This is a genomic window from Paraburkholderia aspalathi (genome assembly GCF_900116445.1).
Taxonomy (GTDB): domain Bacteria; phylum Pseudomonadota; class Gammaproteobacteria; order Burkholderiales; family Burkholderiaceae; genus Paraburkholderia; species Paraburkholderia aspalathi.
Map to the genome: position 1 here is coordinate 138857 of NZ_FPBH01000004.1, position 13121 is coordinate 151977.

At 63.6% G+C, this 13121-nt stretch carries 15 protein-coding genes; 4 read left to right on the forward strand and 11 right to left on the reverse strand.

What is annotated here, in order from left to right; translation table 11 throughout:
- Nucleotides 1-40 precede the first annotated feature (40 nt).
- From BM438_RS08005 to mltG, 5 genes are all read right to left on the reverse strand, one after another.
- A complete protein-coding gene (locus tag BM438_RS08005; RefSeq protein WP_093633763.1) occupies nt 41-832 on the reverse strand; it encodes a TatD family hydrolase in 792 nt (263 codons plus the stop codon).
- Between the two features lie 59 nt (nt 833-891).
- Entirely contained in the window at nt 892-1410 is a 519-nt protein-coding gene (locus BM438_RS08010; protein WP_093633764.1) for a GNAT family N-acetyltransferase, read from the reverse strand.
- Nucleotides 1411-1517: 107 nt separating this feature from the next.
- On the reverse strand, nt 1518-2552 hold the full coding sequence (locus BM438_RS08015) for a DNA polymerase III subunit delta' (RefSeq protein WP_093633765.1): 1035 nt from the start codon (nt 2550-2552) through the stop codon (nt 1518-1520).
- 94 nt (nt 2553-2646) lie between these two features.
- Entirely contained in the window at nt 2647-3267 is a 621-nt protein-coding gene (gene tmk / locus BM438_RS08020) for a dTMP kinase (RefSeq protein ID WP_093633766.1), read from the reverse strand.
- Nucleotides 3267-4277 carry an endolytic transglycosylase MltG gene (gene mltG / locus BM438_RS08025; RefSeq protein ID WP_093633767.1) on the reverse strand — a complete coding sequence of 337 codons (1011 nt, stop codon included), beginning with the start codon at nt 4275-4277 and terminating at the stop codon, nt 3267-3269. The genes tmk and mltG overlap by 1 nt, the downstream gene beginning before the upstream one ends.
- A 78-nt stretch (nt 4278-4355) precedes the next feature.
- Between mltG and ygfZ the strand changes: the two genes are divergently transcribed.
- Complete coding sequence (gene ygfZ, locus BM438_RS08030) at nt 4356-5453, forward strand: CAF17-like 4Fe-4S cluster assembly/insertion protein YgfZ (protein ID WP_093633768.1); 1098 nt, start codon at nt 4356-4358, stop codon at nt 5451-5453.
- A gap of 90 nt (nt 5454-5543) precedes the next feature.
- Nucleotides 5544-6389: an NRDE family protein gene (locus tag BM438_RS08035; RefSeq protein WP_093633769.1), complete on the forward strand. Its 846-nt coding sequence runs from the start codon at nt 5544-5546 to the stop codon at nt 6387-6389.
- A gap of 20 nt (nt 6390-6409) precedes the next feature.
- On the opposite strand, the gene BM438_RS08040 is transcribed toward BM438_RS08035, so the two are convergent.
- From BM438_RS08040 to BM438_RS08065, 6 genes are all read right to left on the reverse strand, one after another.
- Nucleotides 6410-7369 carry an alpha/beta hydrolase gene (locus tag BM438_RS08040; protein ID WP_093633770.1) on the reverse strand — a complete coding sequence of 320 codons (960 nt, stop codon included), beginning with the start codon at nt 7367-7369 and terminating at the stop codon, nt 6410-6412.
- Nucleotides 7370-7429: 60 nt separating this feature from the next.
- Nucleotides 7430-8317: an SDR family oxidoreductase gene (locus BM438_RS08045; RefSeq protein WP_093633771.1), complete on the reverse strand. Its 888-nt coding sequence runs from the start codon at nt 8315-8317 to the stop codon at nt 7430-7432.
- Between the two features lie 118 nt (nt 8318-8435).
- Nucleotides 8436-9434, reverse strand: coding sequence for an NADP-dependent oxidoreductase (locus BM438_RS08050; RefSeq protein WP_093634049.1), 999 nt, complete (start codon nt 9432-9434; stop codon nt 8436-8438).
- A gap of 112 nt (nt 9435-9546) precedes the next feature.
- The gene (locus BM438_RS08055) at nt 9547-10032 is read right to left on the reverse strand and encodes a PaaI family thioesterase (protein ID WP_054042689.1); all 486 of its coding nucleotides are present in this window, start codon (nt 10030-10032) and stop codon (nt 9547-9549) included.
- Nucleotides 10033-10040: 8 nt separating this feature from the next.
- A complete protein-coding gene (locus BM438_RS08060; RefSeq protein ID WP_093633772.1) occupies nt 10041-10343 on the reverse strand; it encodes a Dabb family protein in 303 nt (100 codons plus the stop codon).
- Nucleotides 10344-10406: 63 nt separating this feature from the next.
- Nucleotides 10407-11936 (reverse strand): aminotransferase-like domain-containing protein, encoded by a 1530-nt coding sequence (locus BM438_RS08065; RefSeq protein ID WP_244179282.1) that lies wholly within the window; start codon nt 11934-11936, stop codon nt 10407-10409.
- A 178-nt stretch (nt 11937-12114) separates the two neighbouring features.
- Here BM438_RS08065 and BM438_RS08070 point away from each other — a divergent pair, with 178 nt between their 5' ends.
- Nucleotides 12115-12492 (forward strand): hypothetical protein, encoded by a 378-nt coding sequence (locus BM438_RS08070; protein WP_093633774.1) that lies wholly within the window; start codon nt 12115-12117, stop codon nt 12490-12492.
- A gap of 70 nt (nt 12493-12562) precedes the next feature.
- Nucleotides 12563-13084: an LEA/WHy family protein gene (locus BM438_RS08075; protein WP_093634050.1), complete on the forward strand. Its 522-nt coding sequence runs from the start codon at nt 12563-12565 to the stop codon at nt 13082-13084.
- The last annotated feature ends 37 nt before the right edge of the window (nt 13085-13121 follow it).

A 13121-nucleotide genomic window follows, 5' to 3' on the forward strand; every position in this document is an offset into this window, starting at 1 on the left:
GAAACGTCCCTATCCATTTGATATTTATTGGCTTTACCGATCACACACCAGCCGGCGCGGGAATCTTGAAGAGCCGGAAGAAGTTTTGTGTCGTCGCGGCGGCCAGCGCCGTGTCCGCCATCTCGCGCTGTTGCGCGATGAAGCGTCCGACATAACTTACGTACGCAGGTTCATTAGGCTTGCCGCGATACGGCACGGGCGCGAGGTACGGCGAGTCCGTTTCGATCAGCAAACGCTCGAGCGGCACACGGCGCGCGACGTCCTGCACGTCGGTCGCGCTCTTGAACGTGACGATGCCCGACAGCGAAATGTAAAAATTCTGCGCCAACGCCTGCTCGGCAACCGCCCACGGCTCGGTGAAGCAATGCATCACGCCGCCCGGCTCGCTCGCGCGCTCCTCGGCCATGATGCGCAGCGTGTCTTCCGACGACGAGCGGGTGTGGATGATCAGCGGTTTCTTCGTGGCGTGTGCCGCGCGGATATGGGTGCGAAAGCGCTCGCGCTGCCATTCCATATCGGCGATCGTGCGGCCTTCCAGACGGTAGTAGTCGAGTCCGGTCTCACCGATCGCGACCACCTTCGGATGTTCGGCCAGCTCAATCAGTTCGGCGAGACTCGGTTCGCGCATGTCCTCGTGATCGGGATGCACTCCAACTGACGCGTAGACGTTCTCGTACTGGTCGGCGATCGCCAGCACGGACGGCAGCGTCTCCAGATCGACCGATACGCACAGCGCATGCGTGACCGAATGGCTGCGCATGTTCTCGAGCACCTGCGGCAGGCGGTCGGCGAGTCCTTCGAAGTTGATATGGCAGTGTGAATCGACAAACATGATGATGTCCTGCTGATAAGTAGCTGGGTGTGAACCAGGCTGTAAATCGTGGCCGTAAATCAGGCCGCGGCCGGCTCGAGCCGCTTGCCGAGAATCACCAGATCGCGCTCTACGCCGTCCAGCACCGCGACGCGCGGCAGCGACCCCCATGTGTCGAAACCGAAGCCGCGGAACAGGCGCAGGCTCGCGTCATTGTGGCCAAAGATAAAGCCCAGCACGGTGTCGATGCCGAGCGTCGGCGCCACTGCCAGCGAGGCGGCCAGCAGTTGTTTGCCGAGCCCCTTGCCACGCGCGCTTTCGTCCAGGTAGATGCTGACTTCGGCGGTGCGCAGATAGGCCGGGCGGCCGTAGAAATCCGAGAAGCTCAACCACGCGATCACTCGGCCGGACTGCTGCGGATCTTCCACCACCCACAGCGGACGCTTGTGCGGCCCGTGCGCATGAAACCACGCCAGACGGCTTTCGACGCTGACCGGTTCGAGATCGGCAGTGACTTGCCGCGACGGCACGGTCGAGTTGTAGATGGCGACGATCGCGGGCAGATCGTCGAAAGTGGCATCGCGGTAGGAAAGGCTCATGGTGCTTTGACGTGAGATGGAAGGCAAATCAGCGGACGGATGCACAGGTCGGCGCGGCGGGTTAAGGCACGCCAGCCTTGCACACACCGTCGGCCACCCAAGTTGATTTATGCAAACAGCTCGCGGTAGCCGATAAACAGTTCTTCGAACACCAGCCGCGCGTTCAGCGGATGGTTCTCGACAGCGCGCTGGCGCGTCACGGTGCGCATGAAGCGCGCGAATGCGCTGGCATCGGCTTGCGACGCACAGCGCGACAAGGCAGTCGACGCCTGCGGAAAATAACGCGGTGCGCCGGCCGTGCGCTGCGCCAGCAAATCGTACATCCAGCGTTGCAGCCAGCCGAGCACGAGTGGTACCGGCAGCTTCTGCAGCGCCTCGCCGCAGGCGAAGGCGTCGCAATCGGCGCCGGCGGCCAGTTGCTTCAAGGTCCAGTCGCGCAGCGTGCGGTTCTCGTCACTCGCGAGAGCGAGGGCCGTGAGCGGCGCACCGCCGGCTTCGGCGAGCAGCACTGGCGCTTCGGCGACGCCTTGCGCGGCGAGCCACTTCGTGGCGACTTCCGGCGCGGGCATCGTCATCGGCCATTGGCGGCAACGGCTGATGATGGTGGGCAGCAGGCGGTCGACGCGCGCCGACACCATCAAAAACACCACGCCGGCCGGCGGCTCTTCGAGCGTTTTCAGCAGTGCGTTGGCCGCGGCGATGTTCAGCCCCTCGGCGGGATACAGCACGACCACACGCGCACCGCCACGGTGCGACCCGACGCCGACGAAATCGAGCAAGCCACGAATCTGCTCGATCTTGATCTCCTTGCTGGGCGCGCGCGTTTTCTTGCCTTCATCGCCGTCGGCCTTTTCGGCTTTTTCGTCCGCGGCGCCGGCGAGTCCGGCTTCGGCGGCCAGCGTCTCGGGCACGATGATCCGGTAGTCGGGATGATTGCCCTGCGTGAACCAGTTGCAGGCGACACAGGCGCCGCACGGCTCACCGTTGGCCTGCTGGGCTTCGCACAAAAGCCCCTGCGCGAGGTGCTGCGCAAAGCGCAGCTTGCCGATCCCCGCCTGGCCATGCAGCAGCAAGGCATGCGGCCAGTGCCCACGCAACTGCTGCAGGCGGTTCCAGTCATCGGCTTGCCACGGATAAATCATTGTTTCTCTTTTAAATCAATCGGTTGACGACATTTTATGAGACATAACACGAACTTCGCCATCCGTCATAACTCAGGATTATATTCTTTTAAAATCAAAGAACTGCAATCAATTCTTCAAGCTGCTTCTGAATTCGTGCGATGGTCTGCGAAGAGTCAATGATAGCGAACCGGTACGGCGCTTCTTCCGCGCGGCGCAGATATTCGGCACGGGTGCGGTTGAAAAATGCCTCCGACTCGCTTTCGAAGCGATCCGGATCGCGCGCGGCGCTGCGCCGTTCGCTGGCCACCTCCGGCGTCAGGTCGAACAGCACCGTCAGGTCCGGCTGAAAACCGCCCTGCACCCAGCGCTCCAACGTTTCCAGCTTGTCGCGCGGCAGGCCGCGGCCGCCGCCCTGGTACGCGAAGGTCGCGTCCGTGAAGCGGTCTGACAGCACCCAGTCGCCGCGCGCAAGCGCCGGCTCGATCACCTCGGCCAGATGCTGGCGGCGCAGCGCGAACATCAGCAATGCCTCGGTTTCGAGGTCCATCTTCTGATGCAGCACGATTTCGCGGATCTGTTCGCCGAGCGACGTGCCGCCCGGCTCGCGCGTCATGACGACCGAGCGGCCGGTGCTCGCGACTTTCTCTTCGAGGCGTTCGCGAAACCAGCCCAGATGGGTGGTCTTGCCGGCACCGTCGATGCCCTCAAACGTGATGAATTTGCCCCGCGCCATCATTGCCCTCGAATGTATTTGTCCACGGCCTTGTTGTGATCGCCGAGGGTGTCAGAAAAGATACTGCTCCCGTCGCCGCGCGAAACGAAGTACAGCGCGGTGGATTGCGCCGGGTTCATCGCCGCCTGCAGCGATGCGACACCGGGCAGCGAGATGGGCGTTGGCGGAAGCCCCATCCGGGTGTAGGTATTGTAGGGAGTGTCGGTCTGCAGGTCTTTCTTCCTGATGCGGCCGGCGTAGCTGTCGCCCATGCCGTAGATCACCGTGGGGTCGGTTTGCAGCGGCATGCCCACGCGCAGACGGTTCGCGAACACGGCCGCGACCATCGGACGGTCCGATTTCTTGCCGGTTTCCTTTTCGATGATCGACGCCATCGTCAACGCATCATACGGAGTCTTATACGGCAAGTTCGGCGCACGCGCGGTCCACGCTTCGTCCAGACGCAGCCGCATCAGACGGTACGCGCGGCGATAGATGTCCAGATCGCTGGTGTTCTTGTCGAACAGATAGGTGTCCGGGAAAAACAGCCCCTCGCCGTTGCCGATCGGAGCTTCCGGCGCGTTGATCGCGTTCATCAGATCGGTGTCGCTCATGCCGGCCGTGTCGTGCTTGAGCGCCGGATTGGCGTCCAGCTCGGCGCGCATGCGCTTGAAGGTCCACCCTTCGATGATGGTCGCCACGTATTCGTTGACGTCGCCGCGGGCGATTTTTTGCAGCACTTCGTACGGCGTGATGCCCGTCTTGAACTCGTAGTTGCCCGATTTCAGGTCGCTTTGCAGACCGAGCAGCCGCGTCATGATAACGAACAGCTCAGGCTCGACCGGCACGCCGCCGCGATTGAGCTGCAGCGTGACGCTGCGCAGGCTGCTGTGCGGCTTGACGGTGACATCGAGTTGCGCGGGGGTCAAATCGAGCGGGCTGGTGGCCCAGTGATATCCGCCTGCGATTGCGGCTGCGGCCAGCACAATGACGATTGAGCCGGCGACGAAACATTTCTTCAGAAGGGTCATGCGAAACTGGGCTGGGTTGGACCTCATATAATACTTGTTTGCCTTAGCTAAAGTCAGAATTGACTGTTCCCGGAATCCATGAACACACCGCTCGCTACCGCTTCAGGCACGCTTTCAGTTGCGCCCGCAGTTGCTCACACGGGTACCGCCGCCACGGCACAGGCTTCCGCGCCCGTCCGACTTCCAGTCTTGCCGCGCCCCGCCGCTGACGAATTCGACGCTGTCATCGGGCAAGGCGCCTACATGCCGCTGACGCAGTTCGGCGTGATCGACGCAACCGGTGACGACGCAGCGAGCTTCCTGCACGGCCAGTTGACCAACGACACCCAGCATCTCGACGCCGCCAATGCGCGCCTCGCGGGCTATTGCTCGGCCAAGGGCCGGCTGCTGGCGTCGTTCCTGACGTGGCGCACCGGCGAGACGATCCGCCTGCTGGTGTCGAAGGACGTGCAGGCCGCCGTGCAGAAACGGCTGTCCATGTTCGTTCTGCGCGCCAAGGCCAAGCTGGTTGATGCGAGCGGCGAACTGGCGGTGGTGGGTCTGGCGGGCGACGTGCGCAAAGCGCTTTCCGGTGTGTTCGACGCGTTGCCCGACGGCGTGCACGTCCAGGTGGACGGCACGGCGGGGTCGCTGATTCGCGTTCCGGATGCGCTGGGCCGGCTGCGCTATCTGTGGGTTGGCCCGAAGGCCGCGGTCGAGGCGCGCCTGCCCTTGCTCGACGAAAAGCTCAAGCGCGTGTCGCCGGCGGTATGGGATTGGCTCGACATTCGCGCAGGCGAACCGCGCATCACGCAACCGGTGGTCGAGCAGTTCGTGCCGCAGATGGTCAACTTCGACGTGCTCGGCGCGGTCAATTTCCGCAAAGGCTGCTATCCGGGTCAGGAAGTGGTGGCGCGCAGCCAGTATCGCGGCACGATCAAGCGGCGCACCTCGCTTGCGAACGTGACGGGCGAACTCGAGACGGTCAAGGCCGGTACCGAACTGTTCCACTCAGCCGATCCGGGCCAGCCGTGCGGCATGGTGGTGAATGCGGCGTCGGCGCCGGAAGGTGGCGTCGACGTGCTGGTGGAGATCAAGCTGGCGGCGCTCGAAGGCGGCACGGTGCATCTGGGCGCGGCGGAGGGTCCGGTGCTGACATTCCTCGCGTTGCCGTATGGGTTGCCGACTGAGGTTTAAACGCCCCAACCCGAGCGGCGCAATCGAGCGCCGCTTTTTCATGGCATCTGTCTCTGTTCCGCCACCGTCCCCACCGGGAGACTCCACCCGATGTGCCTGATCGTTTTCGACTGGCGGCCCGATGCGGTCGACGGACCGCTCTTCACGCTCACCGCGAATCGCGACGAATTTTTTCGCCGCACGGCCGAACCGATCGGCTGGTGGCATGACGCACCGACCGTGCTGGCCGGACGCGATCTGGTGGGCGGCGGCACGTGGCTCGGCATGTCGCGCGATGGCCGCTTCGCCGCGCTGACCAATTACCGCGCGCCGCACGAAATGCGCGCCGATGCGCCGACCCGCGGCACGCTTGTCAGCGACTGGCTCAGTGCCTCGGCAAAAGACTCGCACAACGGCACGCACGAAACGCCGCTCGAGTATCTGCAACACGTCGCGCAAACCGGCGATATCTACAACGGCTTCAATCTGCTCGTCGGTGACTGGACGCGCCGCGAACTCGGCTGGTACTGCAACCGGTCGAACACCGCGCCCACACTGCTCGAGTCCGGCACGCACGGTATCTCGAACGCGGTGCTCGATACCGCCTGGCCGAAGCTGGTCAAAAAGCGTGCGGAACTGGGCGCCATGCTTGCGCGTGATGCGATGCCGACGCTCGAACGCCTGATCGATCTGATGCGCGATCCGCACCTCGCACGCGATGACGAATTGCCGTCCACCGGTATTCCCCTCGAACGGGAGCGGGCGTTGTCGGCGGCGTTTATCGAAACGCCGGAGTACGGCACGCGCGGCACGACCGCGGTGCGCGTGGTGGCGCATGGCGAGGTGATCAGCGTGGCAGCCGCCGAACGCAGCGACGATAACGGCTCGCATCGGATCGTGCGGCCCGGAGACTTCGAACGAAGCTTTGCGTTCAACGTTGAACGCGAGATCGCCTGAGGCGCTACCAGCAGCGGCGATTACTCCACGCCAAACGCCACCCGCAATGCCGCGGCGGCATCCGCATGCGCCTCTGCGACCTCGGCTACGTAGCCACCCATCTTGAAGAACTCGTGAATCATGCCCGGGTAACGTTTCAGCGTGACCCGGTTGCCCGCTGCGCGCAGTTTCTCCGCATACGCATCGCCTTCGTCGCTTAAAGGATCGTATTCGGCGGTCGCGATCCATGCCGGCGCAAGGCCGCCGAAATCAGGTGCGCCGCGCGTGCCGTCGAGCGGCGCGAAACGCCAGTCGTCGCGGTCACTTTTATCGCGCACGTATTGGTCGAAGAACCATTGAATCGTGTCGCCCGACAGCAGGAAGCCATTGGCGAGGCGCGAGTGCGAATCGGTTTGCTGATAACCCGTGGTACCCGGATAGATCAACAATTGCAGCGCGAGCTTGATGCCCGCGTCGCGTGCCAGCACTGCGCACACCGTTGCCAGCGTTCCACCCGCGCTATCGCCACCCACGGCTAGCCGCTCCGCATCGATGCCGTACTCCGCTGCATGCGCGTGCAGCCAGGTCAACGCATCGAATGCGTCTTCAACGGCGGTGGGAAATTTGTACTCGGGCGCGAGCCGGTAATCGACCGACAACACCGTGCACTTGCCGTCGCGCGCGAGCATCCGGCACAGCGCATCGTGCGTATCGACACTGCCAACCGTGAAACCGCCACCGTGGTAATACACCAGCGCCGGCGCAGGCTCGGCCCAACTCGGCTCAACCGGCTGATAAAGCCGCGCGCGAATCGTCGCGCCGTCGCGCGTCGGCACGCGCAGATCTTCGATCGCGAACATCGGCGCACTCGCAATCTCCAGAATCGGCGCGCTTTTTTCGTAGGACGCGCGCGCCTGTTGTGGAGTCAACTCGTGAAGCTGCGGGCGTTTCGCGCGCGCGATCATGTCGAGCACCTGCTCGATTTTCGGGTTCAGCGGCATTGGGCGTCGGGTGGCGCGTGGGCGGCGAAGGTTAGTGGATCAAAAGTGAGAAAACAGCACCTAGCCTGCATTCTTCACTTCGGGCTTCAGCGACATCGGATCAGTCGGGTTACGCAACTGCTCGATGTCCTCATGACGCAGCTTCACCGTCGCCATGATGCCCGGATGCGTGACGATGTAGAAACGCCGCGCAGCGATCGCTTCGAACGTGATCTCAGCGACGTCGGCCGCGGTCAGCTTGCCCGATTGCACCGCGCGTTGCAGTTGCTTGCCGGCGGCGATCTGCGAGCGGGTCGGCCTGCTATCGTTGCGCAAATCCGCGGGCCTCGCGCGTTCCGCATCGGCGATGCCGGTCGGCACGAAGGCCGGGCACAACAATGAACAGCCGACTGTGCCGCCCTCCGTACTCCCGGCTTGCGCCAGCTGCAGGTCGTGGTAAAGCGTCTCCGTCAACGACACGACGGCATGCTTCGAGGCGTTGTAGATACCCATCGCAGGCGGCGACAACAACCCCGCCACCGACGCCGTATTGACGATATGCGCGGGTTCGTTCTGCCGCAACATGATCGGCGTGAAGGCGCGCACGCCGTGCGCGACACCCATCACGTTGACGTTGAACACCCACGCCCAGTCGTTCGCCGTGCTTTCCCAGAGGAAGCCGCCCGAGCCCACGCCCGCATTGTTAAACAGCAGATGGACTTTACCGAAGGCATCGAGCGCCGCTTGCGCGAGCGCTTCGACCCGGGCGGCGTCGGACACGTCGGTCGGCACGCCAATCGCCTCCGCACCGCCGGCGCGCAATGCGTCGACGGTTTGCGCGAGCGCCTCGGGATTCACATCGGCCAGCACGAGCTTCATGCCGAGCGACGCGCCCTTCTCCGCGAACGCCCGGCCGAAACCGCTTGCCGCACCGGTGATCACCGCCACCTTGCCTTCAAATTCGAACATCCTTCCTCTCCTGGATTTAGCGGTCGGGGATTATCGGCTGGGAACCGTCTCAGCCGATACGTTTATCGGCTGGACGCCATCGACATCTCCCGCATGCGCGGCTCGACGACCGCCGAGCTTAGATCAGCTTGACGAGCTGCTTGCCGAAGTTTTTGCCCTTCAGAAGACCGATAAACGCCTCGGGCGCCGCATCGAGCCCTTGCGCGATGGTCTCGCGATATTGCAGCTTCTTCTGCGCGACCAGCGTGCCAAGTTGCTTGAGCGCTTCCGGCCACACATCCATATGCTCGCTGACGATGAAGCCCTGTACCAGCAGCCGCTGCGTGAGCATCAGCGACGGATGCTTGAGCGGCATCGGCTGGCCATCGTAGCCCGCGATAAACCCACACAACGCGATGCGGCCGAACGCATTCATGCGCGCAAGCGTCACGTCGAGCACTTCGCCGCCAACGTTCTCGAAGTAGCCATCTACGCCGTCCGGCGTCACGGCTTTGAGCTCCTGATACAGGTTGCCGGCCTTGTAGTCGACGCAGGCGTCGAAGCCGAGTGTCTCGACCACATAGCGGCACTTATCCGCGCCGCCCGCGATACCGACCGCACGCGCACCGGCCAGCTTCGCCAGTTGCCCGACTACGCTGCCCACGGCGCCACTCGCCGCGCTGACCACCACCGTGTCACCCGCCTTCGGCACGATAATCTTGTTCAGGCCGTACCAGGCAGTGACGCCGGGCATGCCGACCGGGCCGAGATAGGCCGACAACGGCACATGCGTATCGTCGACCTTCTGCACGCCCGCACCGTTCGAGGTGCCGTACTCCTGCCAGCCGAACATCGCGACGACCTTATCGCCGACCGCGAACTTCGGATTCTTCGACTCCACCACTTCGCCCACCGTGCCGCCGATCATCACTTCGTTCAGCGGCTGCGGCGCTGCGTACGACTTGCTGTCGTTCATCCGACCGCGCATATACGGGTCGAGCGACAGGAAGTGATTGCGCACGCGGAATTCGCCTTCGGCAAGCGGCGCCAGCGGCGTTTCGACGAGCCTGAAGTTATCGGGCGTAACAGCGCCTTGCGGACGCGAAGCCAGCACGAGTTGACGGTTGATCTGGGGCATGACGATCGTCTCCATGAGTTACCGATGTGATCGGCGAATAGTTCGAACCAGCAGCGTCTGCAAAAGAGGAGTCAGCGCGCGGCGCTCGACACGCACGCTATTCGTCCGGTGATTAACCGTCGCTTGGACCGGGTTTCGCCGAAGGGTCGCTGCGCAGACGCTGTTGCGTCACGTCGCGGCCCACGGCGAGGCGCCGCATGTATTTGAAAGTGCCGAGTGCTTTGGCGACGAAGTGGCCTTCGCTGTCGCGGATCTCGCCTTCGCAATAGGCCATGGTGGTCGAGCGGTGCAGCACGCGGCCGGTGGCGCGCAATTCGCCGCGGCCCGGCTGCATGAAGTTGACTTTCATCTCGACGGTGACCACGCCGACGCCGTCACCGGCCAGACTGCGCGCGGCCATCGCGAGCGCGACGTCGGCGAGCGTCATGGTCACGCCGCCATGCGCGACGTCCCACGTGTTCATGTGATCGGGTTGCAGCGGCAACACGACTTCGCTGGCGCCGTCCGCCGCCGACAACAACTGCGCGCCGAGCCGGTCGACGAACGGGCTTTCGGGCAGCGTCGCGCTGCTCGCTTTGGATGAGGATGAGTCGGTCATTGCGGATTTCAGATTTCGTAGTCGACACATTCACGCGATTCACGCACCGCACCGGTGAAGCCCTTCAGCGCCTGGTGCTTCGGATGGACCTGATAAGCGTCGAGCGCGGCCTTGTCGGTGAAGTCCGACACCATCACGATGTCGTAGGTCGATTCGAGGCCCGGTGCCGCGATGCCCACTTCGAGCTTGAGCATGCCCGGAACAATGTCGCGGCAGCCTTCAAGTTTTTCTTTCAGCTTCAGGACGTTTTCAGCACGCGACGCACCTTCGGCGTGTTCTTTGAGTTTCCACATCACAATATGACGGATCACAGAATCACCTTCTTCGATTCAATTCGTGGGGCCAGGACTCGGCACAGCAGGAAATCATAACCGCTACGGCGTTCGCGCATGCGCCACCCTCCGTGCCGCCAGACGCCCTAACCTGCGCACCGCGTCATCGGCCTCATCGAGATCCGTACTCGGGCAACTCAGGCGAATGAAATGATCGAAGCGCCCGGCGTTCGAAAACACCGTGCCCGGCATCACGCGAATGCCTTCGTCCAGAGCCGCATCGAAAAAAGCAGCCGATGACACGTCACGCGGCAGCTCGATCCAGAAAAACATGCCCCCGCCCGGCGGCGTAAAGCGCGTGCCCTCGGGAAACGAAGCGGCGATTGCTGCGGCCATCCGTTCGCGCTGAATCCGCAGACGGTCGCGCAAACGCCGCAGATGCCGTTCATACGCATTCGTTTCCAGAAATTCGGCGAGCACGACTTGCGACAACTGCTCGTTATGGCGCGACTGCGCGAACTTGAGCATGCCGATGCGCGGATGCCAGCGTCCGCCGTTGATCCAGCCGACCCGCATGCCAGGTGCGAGCGTCTTGTTGAACGACGTGCAATGGATCACCGTGCCGTCGGTGTCCCAAGCCTTCAGCGATCTGGGCGGCTGCGCGGCGTCGGAGAGTTCGCGGTAGGGATCGTCTTCGATCAGCGGAATGCCTGCTCGCGCGCAGAGTTCGACGAGCTGTGCTTTGTGCGTGTCGGGCATCACGCTGCCGAGTGGGTTCTGCAGATTCGGCACGACCACGACCGCCTTGATGTCGGGATGCGTTTGCAGTGCGAACGCCAGTGCTTCGATGGCAATGCCGGTGGTTGGACTGGCCGGAATTTCGAGCGCACGCAGGCCGAGGCTTTCGAGCACCTGCAGCAAGCCAAAGAAGCACGGCGATTCGACCGCAACCGTGTCGCCCGGCTGCGTGACCGCGCGCAAAGCCAGGTTCACTGCCTCGATGCCGCCGTGGGTCATGATCACGTCGTCCATGCCGATCTGGATGCCGGCGTCGAGCGCACGGCGCGCGATGATGGCGCGCAGTTCAGGATCGCCCTGATCGGGTCCGGCCGCGGTCAGCAAGGTCGGCCGTCGGCGCAAAGCGCGCAGTGCGGCTTTCTGCAAAGCGTCGGTGGGATAAAGATCGGGCGATGCGGTGGCACCGCCGAGATTCAGCGCGTCGGGATAGCGCTGGAATTTCGACACGATCGCCGAAATCGCCGAATGGATACCGACGAACTGCGCGGCGCCGGGCGCGACGGCAAGATCGGGCTCGGTTGCCGCGGGCAGCGCCGCCGTTTGACGGGCGCGCACGAAATAACCGGCACGCGGCCGGGCGTCGATCAGCGCCGCGCGTTCCAGGGTTCGATAGCTCTCGGTCGCGGTTGCGAGGCTCACGCCGTGCCGCTGCATGAAGGCGCGCATCGACGGCATGCGGTCGCCGGGACGCAGCACACCGTTATCTATGGCGCGGCGGTATTGGTCGGCCAGTTGGCGGTAGAGGGGGCGGCCATCCGGGGGGCGGCCGTCGGCGGGCGACGCTTCCGTGCACGTTGCCGCTTGTGCGTCGGGTATCGAGGTAGAAGTGCTCATGAGCCGATGGTGCGGATAGTTAGGGCGTGGCGACAGATACACATCCGCGAGATTCCAACCGATACAGCACGTTTAAACCTCGCCTTGTACCGGTTCACATTGTCCATTATTGCGCCTGTTTTCACCTGGACGGACTCAATAAGCTGTGTGGCATGAAAACGGTTTAAAGGAATCGGTCATGCCCCTCACTCAGCCTCGCACCGGTTTACCTCACGATGCCACCACCTCGCGCGTTGCCGGCGGTCAGATGGCCGTGCACGATCTGCGCGCACGAACCTCGATCGTGGCCGTCGAAGGTGATCTGCAACTCGCCTTTCGCGATCATTCTCTCGCGTTGCTCGGAGACGCCGTGCCGGTCACGTCGGTCACGCTGCACGAAGGCGAACGCTATGTTGTGCCACAGCGCGGCATCATGTCGATCAGCACAGCGCATGCAAAATCCGCCGTGTTCGTCGTCGAGCCATGGCGCGCTGAACACGAATGGCACCGCTCCATCAGCCAAGCCGTGCGCAAGCTGACGAGCCTCGTGAAAACGCGGCTGCAGCGCGCCACCTGAAGCGTCGCTACCGGCGCACAACGGCCCGCTACAATGCATGACCCAAGCCGCTTCCTTCGAGGTGCCGGTCATGCCCTTCTTCCGCGTACTGCTGTCCCGCCCCGACGCCCGTTATGCCCGTTACGCCCGTCTGGCCGCGATCCTCGCCGTCATCACGCTGGCGCTCAACGGCTGCGCCGGTCTGTTCGGCGGCGACCCTTTGCGCGTGAGCGTGGCCGGCATCGAACCGGTCGACGTTCAGGGTCTGGAGATGCGCTTCAACGTCAAACTACGCGTACAGAATCCCAATGAATCCGCTGTCAACTTCGACGGCGTGTCGCTTGCGCTCGAACTGAACGGCAAGCCGTTCGCCAGCGGCGTCAGCGATCAGAGCGGCACAGTGCCGCGCTTCGGCGAAACGGTCGTCAACGTACCGCTGACGGTGCCCGCCTTCGCCGCGGTTCGTCAGGCATTCGCCTTCGCTGGCGCCGCGCAGTCGGGACAGATTCCGTACATCCTGCGCGGCAAGCTTGCGGGCGGGCTGACAAGCACGACACGTTTCGTCGATCAAGGGACGTTGAGCCTGCCGGCGCTCGGTATGGCGTTGCCTTGATTTGGCCCGGTTCGCGCCGCCAGTCGTCGCGCTAGTG